Origin of the sequence: Enterobacter cloacae complex sp. P18RS, assembly GCF_014982105.1 — a bacterium.
GTDB classification, from domain to species: Bacteria; Pseudomonadota; Gammaproteobacteria; order Enterobacterales; family Enterobacteriaceae; genus Enterobacter; species Enterobacter hormaechei_C.
The window spans coordinates 51,326-64,579 of sequence record NZ_JADCKV010000017.1 but is presented as its reverse complement, the minus strand read 5'-3'; the positions used below and the strand labels follow the sequence as shown (position 1 = coordinate 64,579).

The window sequence follows — 13,254 nt, the reverse complement described above, 5'->3', positions numbered from 1 at the left end:
TTAACGCTTCGCTGAATTATTTTTGCAAGTGGCTGACCCGCACTACGGGTGGGGATGATTTTTTATCGAGCGAGCCGCTAATACTGATCATGTTGTCAGGTTCCACGGTTCTGTCGTCAAATACGGCTTTCGGGATAATAACGTCGATTTTCCCAGTTTTATCCTGGAAAACGTATTTATCGCCATTGCCATCAATAAGATTGCCGCGCAATGAAATAGAGGCACCATCATGCATCTCTTTCGCCTGAGTAATGGTCATAATGCGCGCATCATCGGTACCACGATAACCGCTGTCCAGCGCATGCGGCGGTGGCGGCGCGTCACCCTTTTGTAACCCGCCGTTATTATCTGCCCATGCAGTAGGGATAATTAATATTAACAAGGCTGAAATCACTGATAATTTCATCTGATATCCTTCATTTTGGATGTCTTGACTTATTAAGTATTGTTGCTATTCCTTTATGTGGCAAATGTGATAAGTCTTAAAAGCATTTGCACAGGAAAATCATAAATTTCGGCAATTAAGCGAAACGGTGACCACAGCCATGGAACCAAAAAATGAAAAAGTGCCTGGGATAAAAGAGAGTAGCCGTTTACTGACGTTTGAGTATGCATTTCGCCAGGTGGGTTTTATTGTGCTGTTAGCTATTATCGTGGCCGCGATAGCCGGCCTGTTTTCCAGCGGTGCGGTCAGCGACGTGGAGAAAACAAACGAAGCAAAATCCCTGACCCTGAGCTATGAGCGCTTCGGTCGCCGCCAGACCGAATCGCGGATGGCACTGACGTTTCCGGTGACGTCTGAGGGGAAATATACCCTCAGCATGACCAGCGAAAGCAGCGACGCGTATGAGCCAGGCAGCGTCTGGCCACAGCCGGACAGCATGTACAGCCGGGGGAATACCCTGTTTCTCGTCTACGATCGTTTACAACAGACCGATAAATTTACCGTTTTGTTATTTATCACGCCGTCAAAAGCAGGGAAGTGGACAAACAGTATCCGCGTAAACAACGAGCCAGATATCCATTTCTGGCAGTTTATTTACCCCTAGGAGTCAAATATGGACATGGTTTTTCGTGCCCTGGCAATTTACCTGTTTCTGGTCATTGTGTTTAAAGTTGCCGGGCGACGCGCTCTGCTACAAATGACCAGTTTTGACCTTATTTTGCTCTTAATTATCAGTGAGGCGACACAACAGGCGCTGCTTGGCGAAGATTTCTCCGTCACCGGAGCAATGATTACAATAACGACGCTGGTGGTTGTGGATATTATTTTTGGCCTGCTGAAAAAATATTTTTCCACTGTTGAGAATATTCTTGATGGCACGCCGGTGATATTGGTGGAGAACGGTGTTCCCCTTGCCGATAAACTGAAAAAGGTCGATGTGTCCTGTGATGATATATTGGTATCAGCCCGCCAGAATCACGGTATTACAGAATTGAAGGAGATTAAATACGCTATTCTTGAGCGTAATGGTCATATTTCTATTATTCCTGACGAAAATTAAGGGGCAATGCGATGAGCAACCTTATTCACGACAGCAACAGCACCATCAGCGAGCTGACGAAAAAGCTCGCCACTCAGCTTACGGACAGAGGTTTGCGGTTAACCACCGCAGAGTCCTGTACCGGCGGCAATCTCGCGGTTGCGCTTTGTGCCGAAGAGAACACGGCGGAATTTTATGACGTTGGCATGGTGGTGTTCAGCGATGCGGCGAAGGAGAGGATCCTCGGCGTGCGGCACGAAACCATTGAGCGCTTCACCGCCGTCAGTGAACAAACGGTGACCGAGATGGCCGCTAAAATTCGCGAAATTGCCGAGGCGGATATCGGCCTTGCCATCAGCGGCTATGCGGGACCGGAAGGCGGAGACGATGGCACCGCAGCCGGTACGGTCTGCTTCGGCTGGAATATTCGCGGAAAGACGGAAACCCGCACCGTGCTGTTTTCCGGTGAATGTCAGGATGTGGTGGATAAAGCGGTGCGTTATTCCCTGTCTGAACTGATCGAAATACTCTCCGGCTGGGATAACGTCTGAAACAAGGGGAAAGGCTATGGCTGTGATCGTTATTACCGGCGGTACGGCGGGCGTGGGGAAAGCCACGGCGCTGCACTTTGCCAAAGCGGGCTACGATGTGGGCATCATTGCCCGCGACGAGCAGAGCCTGCGCTCCACAGAAGAGGAGTTGCGCCGTTTTGGGATCAACGCCCGTGCCGTTCAGGCCGACGTGGCCGACAGCAAGGCGGTGACCGATGCTGCTAACGAGATTGAATACCGGCTTGGGGCCATCGATGTCTGGGTGAATAACGCTATGGGCGGGATGCTGGCGCCGTTTCGCACCATGTCGCCTGAGGAGTTTCGCCGCGTCACCGAGGTGACCTATCTGGGCTATGTTAACGGCACCCGCGCCGCGCTGGAGTTAATGACCCCACGCGATCGCGGAACGATTATTCAGGTTGGCTCCGCGCTGGCCTACCGTTCCATTCCCTTGCAGTCAGCCTACTGCGGGGCGAAAGCCGCAATCCGCGGATTTACCGATGCTGTGCGCACCGAACTGATGCATGAAAACAGCCGGGTGCAGATCGCAATGGTACAGATGCCGGGCCTCAATACGCCGCAGTTCGAGTGGGCGAGGAATAAATTTGCCTGGGCGATGCGCCCGGTTCCTCCCGTTTTTCAGCCGGAAGTAGCTGCCAGCGCTATTTTTAAGGTGGCGCAGAAACCGGTGCGGGAACTGTGGGTGGGCAGCAGCACCGTCCAGTCGATTGTCGGGCAATTTCTTTTCCCCGGCTTTCTGGATCGGCTGATGGTTAAAAAGGCCTGGGAAGGGCAGATGACCGATACGTTAAATGCGGATGACCGTCAGGACTATCTGGATCAGCCGGTTAACGACCTGCATAAAATCCACGGGCACTTCACCGACGAAGCAAAAGAGCGCGCTATCAGCGTCACCTCCGGCATGCCGGGGAAAGTGCTGCTCGGCTCCCTTGCCGTCACGGGCGCGATCGTGGCCCGTCTGCTGCTCTCGCGGAGACGATAATCAGCGCAGTGCGGTACGATCGGTCCAGAACCAGCGGTAGCCATAGCCGCTGAGGTTAAGCGCGACGGTTTTGCCGCACACCAGCGCGTCGTCGTAACGTTTGTCCGCCAGGCAGGCGGTCCAGGTCGCATGCCGGATCCCTCTGGCGGTAAAATTAACGGGCTTATCGCTGAAGTTAACGAAGGTCAGAATGCTGCGCGTGTCGGTTTCGTAATAGATCCCCAGTACCGCATCGCTGTCGATATTAATAAGACGAAACGGCGCGACGCCGATCTCAGGGAATTCCGAGCGCGTATTGGCGATATCGATAATGCAGTGCAGGAGTGAGTTGCGGTGCAACAGCGAATCCGCCACGTTGATTTTTTGATAGCGGTACGGGCCGTGGTCAATCATCGGGGCGACAAAAGTTTCCGGGTCGGCATCTGAGAAACCGCCGCCTTGCGATCCGGCCCACTGCATCGGGGTGCGTACGGCGTAACGCTCCTCAAGATCCAAATCATCCCCCATGCCAATCTCATCCCCGTAGCGCATGACCGGTACGCCCGGTAGCGAAAACAAGACCGCATGGCAAAAGGCCAGCCGCTTTCGATCGCCATTAAGCATCGGCGCCAGACGGCGGCGGATACCTCGCTGATACACACTCATCTCTTCGTCAGGGGCAAAGGTATCGATGACGGTCTGCTTCGCTTTTTTTCCTATCCCTTCCAGATCCAGCTCATCATGATTGCGCAGCCAGTTGGCGAAGCAGCAGGAGTCCGGCGGCACAATCATCTTCTTCACCGCGTTGCGCAGCGGTCGTGCGCTCTTCTCTGCCAGGCTGACGTAAAAGTACTTATTGAGCCAGAAATTCAGCACCAGGTTGAGCCGGTCGTTCTGACCAAAATAATCTTTGTAGGCCTCGACCTCCACGTCGACTTCGCCGAGCAGGATCGCGTCCGGGTTACGCTGCCCGATAAGACGGCGCAGATGCTCCAGGATCCACAGGCCGCGTTTTTCATCCCCACGTCCGGCCTGTTTTGTCAGGTGCGATGCCGCATCCAGGCGAAAGCCCGACACCCCGAGCTTTAGCCAGAAGATGATGATGTTCTCAATCTCCTTTAGCACCGCAGGGGAGGCGAGATTGAGATCCGGCTCGTGGTGATAAAACATATGCCGGTAGTATTGCCCCGCCTCGTAGTCCCATGTCCAGATGCTCTTCTCCACGCCGGGGAACATCGGTGGCGTATCGTCGTCGTCCGTGTCGGACCACAGGTAATAGTCACGGTAGGGTGACTGGGGGTTGCGGCGGGCCTGTTGAAACCAGGGATGCGCATCCGAGGTATGCTGTATCAGCAGCTCAATAATGACCTGCATCCCCAGCTCCCGCGCCTGTTCAATAAAGGCGATGATATCGTTGAGCTTGCCGAAGCGGGGATCGACCTGCAAATGGTCGCTCACGTCATAGCCTTCATCGAGAAAAGGCGTGAGGTAAAACGGGGTGATCCAGATAACCGTCGCGCCCATCCGGCGGATGTAGCGCAGCTTCGCGGTGATTCCGGCGATGTCGCCACAGCCATCGCCGTTAAGATCGTAAAACAGGGCGGTATCAATCTGGTAAATAATGGCGCGTGTATGCCAGCCTGCCATAGCAATCCTTAATGATAACCTTCGGTATCAGACACTTTGCCCCGGAAGACGTAGTAGCTCCAGGCGGTATAAACCAGGATCACCGGGATGATTAACAGCGTACCAATCAGCATAAACAGCTGGCTGGCAGGCGGCGCGGCGGCTTCCCACAGGGTGATGTGCGGCGGAATAATGTGTGGCCACAGGCTGATGCCCAGGCCGCTAAAGCCGAGGAAGATCAGGCCCAGCGTTAACAGGAACGGACGGGCATGGCTGTCGGGATTGCGCGTCAGCCGCCAGATCCACAGGCTGAATACCGCCACCAGAACCGGAACTGGCAGGAACCAGAAGAAGTTAGGCAGAGTAAACCAGCGCTCGGCGACAAACTGCCAGCCGAGCGGGGTCCAGATACTTACCACCGCAATAACGGCAATCAGCGCCAGCAGCACGTGGCGGGTCAGCTCGCGCATCCGGTTTTGCAGCGCGCCTTCGCTTTTCATGATCAGCCACGTGGTAGCCAGCAGGGTATAGGCGACAATTAAGCCCAGCCCGCAGAACAGATTAAACGGGGTGAACCAGTCCAGCGAGGAGCCCACAAAGCGACGCCCTTCCACGTCAAAGCCGTTGATCATCGCGCCAACCACGATCCCCTGGCTGAAGGTTGCCAGCAGGGAACCGCCGGCAAAGGAGTAGTCCCAGAATTTGCGGTGTGAAGGGGTCGCCTTAAAGCGAAACTCAAACGCCACCCCGCGGAAAATAAGCCCGATCAGCATGGCTGTCAGCGGGATGGTCAGGGCATCGATAATCACTGCGTAGGCCAGCGGAAACGCGCCGAACAACCCTGCACCGCCGAGAACCAGCCAGGTTTCATTTCCGTCCCAGACCGGGGCGACGCTGTTCACCATCACGTCGCGCTCTTTGGCATCGCCCACAAAGCTGAACAGCATGCCGATACCGAGATCGAAACCGTCCATGATGATGTACATCAGCGTGGCGAAGACAATAATGGCAAACCAGATGACCGGGATATCGACGCCCATCAGATCTTCTCCTCTTCCGGAACGGACTCGGCGGCGGACAGCGGACGGGCAGGAGTGCCCGACGTATTAGACGTTAGCGTGCCCACAGGCTGCGGACCTTTTTTAATCAACCGGGCGAGATACACATAACCCACGCCAAACACCGAACAGTAGACCACGATAAAGGCCAGCAGGCTGATGCTCATCTGCAACGTGCTGTGCAGAGACACCGCATCTATCGTGCGCAGATAGCCGTAAACGACCCACGGCTGGCGGCCCACTTCGGTGGTGACCCACCCGGCGAGCAGCGCGAGCAGTCCGGCAGGCCCCATACAGAGGGCTAACCAGTGGAATGGCCGCGAGTGATAGAGTCGACGGCGATAGCGCAGCCAGACACTCAGCACGCCAAGGGTAATCATCAGCAGCCCCATGCCGACCATAATGCGGAAGGACCAGAAGACGATGAGCGAGTTAGGGCGGTCCTCTTTCGGGAAATCCTTCAGCGCCGGGACCTGTTTATCCAGGCTGTGCGTCAGGATCAGGCTGCCGAGCGCGGGAATTTCAAGCCCGTATTTGGTGCGCTCCTCTTCCATATCCGGTACGCCAAACAGCAGCAGCGGGGTGGCCTCGCCGGGCGGGTTTTCCCAGTGGCCTTCAATCGCGGCGATTTTGGCAGGCTGGTGCTCAAGCGTATTCAGGCCGTGCATATCCCCAACCACGGCCTGAATGGGCGCGACCAGCAGCGCCATCCACATGGCCATGGAGAACATTGTGCGAATAGCGGGCGTATCGTTACCGCGCAGCAGATGCCATGCCCCGGATGCGCCCACAAACAAGGCGCTGCACAGGAAGGCGGCGATGGACATATGGATCAGGCGGTAAGGGAATGAAGGGTTAAAGATAATGGCCAGCCAGTCTTCGGGAATGACCTGACCGTTCTGAATACTGAAGCCCTGCGGGGTGTGCATCCAGCTGTTAGAGGCGAGGATCCAGAAGGTGGACATCAGCGTGCCCAGCGCCACCATGCAGGTGGCAAAGAAGTGCAGGCCGGGGCCGACCTTGTTCCAGCCGAACAGCATCACGCCTAAGAAACCAGCTTCCAGGAAGAAGGCGGTTAAGACTTCATAGGTGAGCAGAGGGCCGGTTATGCTGCCTGCGAACTGGGAAAAGCCGCTCCAGTTAGTCCCAAACTGGTAAGCCATGACCAGCCCGGAAACCACGCCCATACCAAAGTTGACGGCGAAAATTTTCAGCCAGAAATGGTATAGCGAGCGCCAGACATCATTTTTGGTGCGAAGCCACATGCCTTCGAGAACCACCAGATAGCTCGCAAGCCCGATGGTGATCGCCGGGAAGAGAATATGAAAAGAGACGGTAAAGGCGAACTGTATCCTGGCCAGATGAAACGCATCAAGCTCGAACATGCTCCGTACCTCTGGAACTGATAGCGCACAAGGCATTGCCAGACAGCCTCAGGCTGCCTGGCAAAACCGGTTACGGTTTTTTCTTACCTGCACCAAGCTCGGCACCGGTAAGCGGATCGGCATTAGGGTCGGATTTCGTGCGTGCGCACATCGCTTTGACCAGCGTTTCCTGCTCTGTAGTGAGCGTTACGCTTGCGCCGCCGTCACCGCCATCGACCGCTGGCTGAGGAGATTCCACGTAGTCGAAGTGCTTATCGCTGTTCCAGCTGCCGCGAACTTCTCCCCCCTCAGACATATTGTAGTACTTGTTGGTGTACTCTTCGATTGGCGGCAATTTACCCGGTGGGAAATTGTTACGGATCGACTGGAGCGCCTTCTCAAACGAGAGCTGGTGTGCTGCCTCACGCGTCATTAAAAACGCCAGCGCATCTTTAACACCCGGATCGTCCGTTACGTTAATAAGCCGTTCGTAGATAATTTTGGCGCGCGCCTCGGCCGCTATGTTAGAGCGCAGATCCGCGGTCGGTTCGCCAATGGTATCCACGTACGCCGCCGTCCACGGTACGCCTGCGGAGTTAGTAAGCGGAGTACCGCCGCCGTAGAGCAGGGAGGTGATATGACTGTCGTTGCCGTTCTCGGTCATGGAGCGGTACAGTTCCGCTTCATTTTCAACGCCTTCTGCCAGTTCGCCTTTCGCACCCTTATTGAGCATACCCACCAGGGTGCCGATAATTTCCAGGTGACTTAACTCCTCGGTCGCGATATCCATCAGCATATCTTTACGACCGGGATCGTCGTCGCTTAATCCTTGCGTAAAGTAACGACATGCCGCGGCAAGTTCGCCCTGTGGCCCGCCAAACTGCTCAAGCAGAAGATTGGCCAGGCCCGGATTCGGTTCGGCTACGCGTACCGTGTATTGCAGCTGTTTTACGTGTCGAAACATACATTCTCCCTATTTCGTTATTTTTTCGCTTCAACGCCGTCCGCGTCGGAGCGCAGCAGGAACTGTTCCGTCGTTTGTGGAATATGCTGGAGCAGCCAGTCTGCCATCTGGCGCTCTTCTTCCAGAATGGATTCAAGGGCTGGAATGGAGGCGGTATCGCCTGCTTGTTTGGCCGCAGCCAGCAGAGAGGTGTAGCAGGCAATTTCAAACTGCTCAAAAACGTAGCCGCTGATGGAGCCTTTAACAATTTCGTCGGAAGGGAACATGCCGCCAATGGACTGGCCGAGCGCCGCCATTTTGCTCATGGAATCTTTTATGACCGAACGGGAAATATCATTGCGGTCGAGAATTTCTTCCAGCACGGTAATTTGGTGTTTAGTTTCATTAACGTGTTGTTCAATTCGTGCACGTAAGTCGGGATAATTATCAATACGGCTGGCCATTGATTCCAGCATGGATTCGGCTTGCTTTTCCATCGCATGGGCATCGCGTAGCCAATCATGGTAGTGTTCTACATGATTCATAATTAACTCCTGTGATTTATTTTCTGGTTAATTTTTGGTGCTGATGCTCATCAGATATTAATTATCCTTTCTGGGCTTTTTGATTAATATTACCGACAGCCAGATCGGTTAATTTGAGATCGGTTTCTTTTTCTTCTTCCAGCGTTTCGGCAAGAAGTTTAACGGCTTTTTTATAGCCTAATTGTTCAGCCAGGGTGGCCAGGGTGCCGTAGCTGGCAATTTCGTAATGTTCAACTTTCTGAGCTGCGGCAATTAATGCAGCGTCACGCACTTCATTTTTCTCAGTGCTCTCAATAACTTCGTTGGCTTCTTCAATTAAGCCTTCCATCGCAACGCATTTCATGCGCTTCAGTTTGAGACCGGATTCCTGCTCAATAATCTGATCGATACGTTCGATCTGTCCCTGCGTCTCTTCGAGGTGAGCCGTGAACGCGGCACTCAGCTTCTCGCTGGATGCGGCGCGAGCTAATTTGCTTAGCGCGCGGGTCAGCTGCTTCTCAGCGCTGTAGGTGTCGGATAACAGGTGAATAAATACATCTTCAACAGTTTTCATATTCATATTTTCGCTCCAGTGAAATAAAGGGAAGGTACTGCGAGCCGACGGGCCCGCAGCATGCTCTCGGTATATTTATAAGAGCTTTAAATAAGATCAGGAGTTATCAGATTTACGGCCTCCGCCATGACTACTCTGACCCCCTTTCTTACCCGCTTCAGATGCACGTTGCGGATCGTTTTTGAAATTACCGCCGCTGTGCTGGCCGCCTTTACGTCCAGCTTCTGATGCCTTTTCACGGTCTTCAGCGAAATTACCGGAACCACCACGATGTTGCTCTGCCATATATCAACCCTCATGTTGCGTTTATGTCAGGAGATACGATAAGTAATTCGTATCAGTTGTCGTTCAGAAATTAACATTAGTCGTTATGTGAGAAGAGTCAAATTTCTTGTCTGGGTTGTTTTGCGGTAATTTCGCAGGGAGTGAAGAAATACCGCTTCGTTACGAGTTTTAAAAACGGATGGGAAATCCATCAGTTAGATGAAAATAAATCCGGAGGTTAAGATTGCGCTTAGCTAATAATCCTAATGTGAACGTGGCGTGAATTATTACAAGAATTGACACAGCGCAAAAATATATCTTCGCAACGGGTGTTCTTGTATTCGGAATAATCCTATGAACGTGAAGAAGTCATGCGCTGAAAAGAGTGTGGCTAAACCTCGTTTTTGACGTGGTCAGGCGGATCGGGTGAGGGTATGCTTCTTTTGTCACCACAATAATTACAGAGGCAATGTCATGGATCAGGAGCTACTGGATGCGGGGTACCGGGCCTATACCGGTGAGAAAATCGATGTCTACTTCAACACCGGGATCTGCAAACACTCGGGCAACTGCGTGCGCGGCAGCGCGAAGCTGTTCGATCTGAAGCGTAAACCATGGATCGCGCCGGATGAAGTAGATGCAGAAACGGTTATGCGCGTAATTGATACCTGCCCGAGCGGTGCGCTGAAGTACCGCCAAAAATAAGCGAGGAACCATGGAAATTCTTGAAGGCCATAACAAGTTTTACGTCAACGACGCCGAAGGCAATCAGGTAGCGGAGATCGTCTTTGTCCCGACCGGCGAGCATCTGAGCATCATTGAGCACACCGATGTGGATCCGAGCCTGAAAGGGCAGGGTGTGGGTAAACAGCTGGTGGCGAAGGTGGTAGAGAAGATGCGCGGTGAGAATCGTAAAATTATCCCGCTGTGTCCATTTGCGAAGCATGAGTTTGATAATACGCGGGAGTATGACGATATTCGGGCGTAAAACAGATGCCCGGCATTGCGCCGGGCAGCATACTCAACCCACAAACATCACCGACACACACAGCACACCCACAATCAGCGTCAGCAGGTTACCGATGGAGCGGTACGGTTTTAATGACGGGATCAGGTACGTCGACAGCGTCGGCATGATGAACAGGATCATGGCGATAAGCGGACCGCTGATGGCATAAATCATTGAGATCGCATTCGGGTTGATGCAGCAGACCGCAAAGGTAATCAGCGACACGCCGAGAATCGAAATCGCGCGGTTAAAGGCGCGGCTTTTCTTCACACCCACCTGATTCAGCGACGATTTCACAATTTCCGTTGCCCCTTCAATCACGCCAAAATAGGTGCCGAGGAACGATTTCGACATCGCAATAATTGCCACGATAATGCCGGAAATGCCCAGCCATGCCGGGGACGATGGCATCATCGACAGAGCGGACAGGATCGTCACCCCTTCCTCTTTTGCCGCCACGATATACGACGGTGGAATCGAAAGCAGGCAGCTGAACACAAAGAACAGCACGCTGAGGCAGATGATCAGGTACGCCACTTTCATGATTTTTTTGCATTTACCCATCGCCTCTTCACCGTATTTCTCGCGACGGTCTACGGCGAAGGTCGAGATGATCGGAGTATGGCTAAAAGCGAAAACCATCACCGGGATCGAAATCCACACCTGGTGCAGCGTATGCTGGTCGAAGGCCATCTGGCTGGTCAGCAGTGACGGCTGCCAGCTGCCCGTCAGATACAGCGAGACAAACAGGAAATAGGCGATCAGCGGAAAGACAAGGAAACCCATCACCTTAATGGTGATGTGCCGCCCCATCAGGAAGATCAGATTCAAAATCAGCACTACGCCAAAGCTCACCAGCATCCGCATGCCGGTATCCACCGTCATCCGTTTCGCCAGCTGTTCAGTGAGTGAGTTGGTTATCGCCACCGCGTAAATCAGAACTACCACAAAGAAGGCCACAAAATAGAGCGTGGTGATCAGGTTGCCGATCTTTTTGCCGTAGTAATGGGAAACGGCACCGGTGATCCCTTCGTTGCCTTTCGTCTTCGACGACAGAATAAATTGCGCCAGCGCTTTATGCGGCCAGTAGGTTAAGGGATACGCCACAAGGGCGGTGATCAGCAGGACAATCGCGCCAGCAGAGCCGAGCTGAATGGGCAAGAACAGGGTTCCTGCGCCCACGGCAGTGCCGTAGAGGGCGAAACTCCAGAGAGTCTCTTCTTTTGACCAAATTTTCGACATTAGAGCAACGTATCAACTATAAAACGAACAAAAAGGAGTGCAATTTACCATAATTATGCGTTGAGGTCGCCGTTGCTTCGCAGGGGGTGGGCCGGAGCAGGTCTCCGGCCGGAAGGTTATTCGCTTGCCAGGGCGCGTCGTTGCTGGCGGCGCTTGATGATTTTCTCCCGCAGGGTGTCGTACGCCCAGTTGTAGAGCATGGTGTACGGCAGGAAGAACAGAAAGAAACCAATTTCCAGGGTAAAAGCCTGGAGCAGCGTCACGCCCAGCACGGCGGCAACGATGGTTACGCCAATCACAATAAAGCCGCATTCAAAACCCAGGGCATGCAGGGCGCGCACTTTCGCCGTGCGCTTCACCCGCTGGACGGGCCAGAAACGGTCGAAGCCAAAGTTATAGATAATGTTCCAGAGCATTGCCGTGGTCGCCAGAATAATGGTGAGACCCCCCATTTCAACCACCGAGCGCTGCATTAGCCACGCGGCCGTCGGGGCGAGGATCGCCGTAGCAATGCCTTCAAAACAGACGGCATGGAAGATCCGCTCCGGCAATTTACGTTGGAGTGCATCCTGATGTTGCATATTTACCTCATATAGACGCCAGTATGGGCGTTGATGCCGCCTATTCTTATCGTTTAAGGTGATATATAAAAGATGGTATCCATCGATAAAGTAGATACATCATGCGTTACTCTCCCGAAGCACTGACCGCGTTTGTTGAAACTGTCGCCGCAGGTTCGTTTTCTGCTGCGGCACGGCGGCTGCGTAAAAGCCAGTCCACCATCAGCACCTCCATTGCCAACCTTGAAGCTGACCTTGGCTTTGAGCTGTTCGATCGCTCGGCGCGTCATCCGGTATTAACCGCCCAGGGTGAACAGGTGCTGGGCTATGTCCAGTCGATACTCGCCGCCAGCGCGCGCCTGGATGAGCTGGCCGTATCGTTAACCGCGCAAACGGAGGCGCGTTTTACCTTTGTTCTCTCCGATACGCTTAACCCGGCCGTGCTGGAAGAGATGATGAGCCAGTTCGACCAGCGTTTTCCGCACACGGAATTTGAGTGCCTGATTGGAGAAGAGGAGGACGTGATCGATCTGCTGCAAAAGGAGCGGGCGCAAATTGGCCTGACGGAAGCGCGCGACAGCTACCCGACCGATATTGGCGCGACCCGTCTGCCCATGCAGACGCGGATGGCCATCTACGTTTCTGCCGGACATCCTCTGGCAGGGCAACATGAGACGCAGGCGGACGAGCTGCATGGCTGGCGCGAGCTGCGGTTGAGCACCTATCTTGAACGGGAAGCGCCCCTTGCGCGCGGGCCGGTCTGGTCTGCGCCGAATTACCTATTACTGCTGAGTATGGCGGTACAGGGCTTTGGCTGGTGCGCGTTACCCTGCGCGCTGGTCGACGAATTTGCCGCGTCGAAATCGCTGGTGCAGCTGAACGTGCCGGGCTGGCCGAGGTCGATTGCCATCGATCTGGTATGGAACAAACGAACCCCGCCCGGCGTCGCCGGAAGCTGGCTGCGCCAGTACTTGCAGGACGCACGATAATCCTGTGACTAAACTCACTATTTTTAAACATTTGCGTCAATTGTTGATAACAATCCTCTACTATCGTCATGTCATTTTGCACAG

The 13,254-nt window shown here is 53.9% G+C and carries 17 protein-coding genes; 7 read left to right on the top strand and 10 right to left on the bottom strand.

What is annotated here, in order from left to right; translation table 11 throughout:
* Nucleotides 1–16 precede the first annotated feature (16 nt).
* Nucleotides 17–406 carry a YdeI family stress tolerance OB fold protein gene (locus INF61_RS13790; protein ID WP_003862868.1) on the bottom strand — a complete coding sequence of 130 codons (390 nt, stop codon included), beginning with the start codon at nt 404–406 and terminating at the stop codon, nt 17–19.
* A 139-nt stretch (nt 407–545) separates the two neighbouring features.
* On the opposite strand from INF61_RS13790, the gene INF61_RS13785 reads away from it, so the two are divergent.
* From INF61_RS13785 to INF61_RS13770, 4 genes are read left to right on the top strand one after another with little or no spacing between them, the layout of a single operon-like run.
* Nucleotides 546–1,049 (top strand): hypothetical protein, encoded by a 504-nt coding sequence (locus tag INF61_RS13785; protein ID WP_015571782.1) that lies wholly within the window; start codon nt 546–548, stop codon nt 1,047–1,049.
* Between the two features lie 9 nt (nt 1,050–1,058).
* Nucleotides 1,059–1,505, top strand: a complete 447-nt coding sequence (locus INF61_RS13780) for a DUF421 domain-containing protein (protein WP_006811854.1) — start codon at nt 1,059–1,061, stop codon at nt 1,503–1,505.
* A gap of 11 nt (nt 1,506–1,516) precedes the next feature.
* Nucleotides 1,517–2,035, top strand: a complete 519-nt coding sequence (locus INF61_RS13775) for a 2-oxo-tetronate isomerase (protein ID WP_017382875.1) — start codon at nt 1,517–1,519, stop codon at nt 2,033–2,035.
* A 16-nt stretch (nt 2,036–2,051) separates the two neighbouring features.
* The gene (locus INF61_RS13770) at nt 2,052–3,038 is read left to right on the top strand and encodes an SDR family oxidoreductase (protein WP_015571781.1); all 987 of its coding nucleotides are present in this window, start codon (nt 2,052–2,054) and stop codon (nt 3,036–3,038) included.
* On the opposite strand, the gene INF61_RS13765 is transcribed toward INF61_RS13770, so the two are convergent.
* From INF61_RS13765 to INF61_RS13735, 7 genes are all read right to left on the bottom strand, one after another.
* Nucleotides 3,039–4,664 carry an alpha-amylase family protein gene (locus tag INF61_RS13765; RefSeq protein WP_193547847.1) on the bottom strand — a complete coding sequence of 542 codons (1,626 nt, stop codon included), beginning with the start codon at nt 4,662–4,664 and terminating at the stop codon, nt 3,039–3,041.
* Between the two features lie 8 nt (nt 4,665–4,672).
* Nucleotides 4,673–5,683, bottom strand: coding sequence for a cytochrome d ubiquinol oxidase subunit II (gene cydB, locus INF61_RS13760; protein WP_015571779.1), 1,011 nt, complete (start codon nt 5,681–5,683; stop codon nt 4,673–4,675).
* Nucleotides 5,683–7,086 carry a cytochrome ubiquinol oxidase subunit I gene (locus tag INF61_RS13755; protein WP_193547846.1) on the bottom strand — a complete coding sequence of 468 codons (1,404 nt, stop codon included), beginning with the start codon at nt 7,084–7,086 and terminating at the stop codon, nt 5,683–5,685. The genes cydB and INF61_RS13755 overlap by 1 nt, the downstream gene beginning before the upstream one ends.
* Nucleotides 7,087–7,156: 70 nt before the next feature.
* Nucleotides 7,157–8,029: a manganese catalase family protein gene (locus INF61_RS13750; RefSeq protein ID WP_015571777.1), complete on the bottom strand. Its 873-nt coding sequence runs from the start codon at nt 8,027–8,029 to the stop codon at nt 7,157–7,159.
* Nucleotides 8,030–8,046: 17 nt separating this feature from the next.
* Nucleotides 8,047–8,553: a ferritin-like domain-containing protein gene (locus INF61_RS13745; RefSeq protein WP_017382870.1), complete on the bottom strand. Its 507-nt coding sequence runs from the start codon at nt 8,551–8,553 to the stop codon at nt 8,047–8,049.
* Nucleotides 8,554–8,614: 61 nt separating this feature from the next.
* The gene (locus INF61_RS13740; RefSeq protein WP_003862851.1) at nt 8,615–9,112 is read right to left on the bottom strand and encodes a ferritin-like domain-containing protein; all 498 of its coding nucleotides are present in this window, start codon (nt 9,110–9,112) and stop codon (nt 8,615–8,617) included.
* A 90-nt stretch (nt 9,113–9,202) separates the two neighbouring features.
* Nucleotides 9,203–9,391: a general stress protein gene (locus INF61_RS13735; RefSeq protein ID WP_015571775.1), complete on the bottom strand. Its 189-nt coding sequence runs from the start codon at nt 9,389–9,391 to the stop codon at nt 9,203–9,205.
* 453 nt (nt 9,392–9,844) lie between these two features.
* On the opposite strand from INF61_RS13735, the gene yjdI reads away from it, so the two are divergent.
* Together yjdI and INF61_RS13725 are read left to right on the top strand one after the other, a co-directional pair.
* Nucleotides 9,845–10,075, top strand: a complete 231-nt coding sequence (gene yjdI / locus INF61_RS13730; protein ID WP_015571774.1) for a 4Fe-4S mono-cluster protein YjdI — start codon at nt 9,845–9,847, stop codon at nt 10,073–10,075.
* A gap of 10 nt (nt 10,076–10,085) precedes the next feature.
* Nucleotides 10,086–10,358, top strand: coding sequence for a GNAT family N-acetyltransferase (locus INF61_RS13725; protein WP_003862848.1), 273 nt, complete (start codon nt 10,086–10,088; stop codon nt 10,356–10,358).
* 33 nt (nt 10,359–10,391) lie between these two features.
* Here the strand turns inward: INF61_RS13725 and INF61_RS13720 are convergent, their stop codons facing one another.
* Entirely contained in the window at nt 10,392–11,621 is a 1,230-nt protein-coding gene (locus tag INF61_RS13720; protein WP_015571773.1) for an amino acid permease, read from the bottom strand.
* 116 nt (nt 11,622–11,737) lie between these two features.
* Complete coding sequence (locus tag INF61_RS13715; protein ID WP_022651793.1) at nt 11,738–12,202, bottom strand: multidrug/biocide efflux PACE transporter; 465 nt, start codon at nt 12,200–12,202, stop codon at nt 11,738–11,740.
* A gap of 101 nt (nt 12,203–12,303) precedes the next feature.
* On the opposite strand from INF61_RS13715, the gene INF61_RS13710 reads away from it, so the two are divergent.
* Nucleotides 12,304–13,170, top strand: a complete 867-nt coding sequence (locus INF61_RS13710) for a LysR family transcriptional regulator (protein WP_038416634.1) — start codon at nt 12,304–12,306, stop codon at nt 13,168–13,170.
* The last annotated feature ends 84 nt before the right edge of the window (nt 13,171–13,254 follow it).

Bases quoted from the DNA above. Each gene is read 5' to 3' on its own strand.
- INF61_RS13720 (WP_015571773.1), bottom strand. From the start codon at position 11,621: ATGTCGAAAATTTGGTCAAAAGAAGAGACTCTCTGGAGTTTCGCCCTC.
- INF61_RS13745 (WP_017382870.1), bottom strand. From the start codon at position 8,553: ATGAATCATGTAGAACACTACCATGATTGGCTACGCGATGCCCATGCG.
- INF61_RS13735 (WP_015571775.1), bottom strand. From the start codon at position 9,391: ATGGCAGAGCAACATCGTGGTGGTTCCGGTAATTTCGCTGAAGACCGT.
- INF61_RS13725 (WP_003862848.1), top strand. From the start codon at position 10,086: ATGGAAATTCTTGAAGGCCATAACAAGTTTTACGTCAACGACGCCGAA.
- INF61_RS13770 (WP_015571781.1), top strand. From the start codon at position 2,052: ATGGCTGTGATCGTTATTACCGGCGGTACGGCGGGCGTGGGGAAAGCC.
- yjdI (WP_015571774.1), top strand. From the start codon at position 9,845: ATGGATCAGGAGCTACTGGATGCGGGGTACCGGGCCTATACCGGTGAG.
- INF61_RS13790 (WP_003862868.1), bottom strand. From the start codon at position 406: ATGAAATTATCAGTGATTTCAGCCTTGTTAATATTAATTATCCCTACT.
- INF61_RS13785 (WP_015571782.1), top strand. From the start codon at position 546: ATGGAACCAAAAAATGAAAAAGTGCCTGGGATAAAAGAGAGTAGCCGT.
- cydB (WP_015571779.1), bottom strand. From the start codon at position 5,683: ATGGGCGTCGATATCCCGGTCATCTGGTTTGCCATTATTGTCTTCGCC.
- INF61_RS13715 (WP_022651793.1), bottom strand. From the start codon at position 12,202: ATGCAACATCAGGATGCACTCCAACGTAAATTGCCGGAGCGGATCTTC.
- INF61_RS13740 (WP_003862851.1), bottom strand. From the start codon at position 9,112: ATGAATATGAAAACTGTTGAAGATGTATTTATTCACCTGTTATCCGAC.
- INF61_RS13750 (WP_015571777.1), bottom strand. From the start codon at position 8,029: ATGTTTCGACACGTAAAACAGCTGCAATACACGGTACGCGTAGCCGAA.
- INF61_RS13755 (WP_193547846.1), bottom strand. From the start codon at position 7,086: ATGTTCGAGCTTGATGCGTTTCATCTGGCCAGGATACAGTTCGCCTTT.
- INF61_RS13710 (WP_038416634.1), top strand. From the start codon at position 12,304: ATGCGTTACTCTCCCGAAGCACTGACCGCGTTTGTTGAAACTGTCGCC.
- INF61_RS13775 (WP_017382875.1), top strand. From the start codon at position 1,517: ATGAGCAACCTTATTCACGACAGCAACAGCACCATCAGCGAGCTGACG.
- INF61_RS13765 (WP_193547847.1), bottom strand. From the start codon at position 4,664: ATGGCAGGCTGGCATACACGCGCCATTATTTACCAGATTGATACCGCC.
- INF61_RS13780 (WP_006811854.1), top strand. From the start codon at position 1,059: ATGGACATGGTTTTTCGTGCCCTGGCAATTTACCTGTTTCTGGTCATT.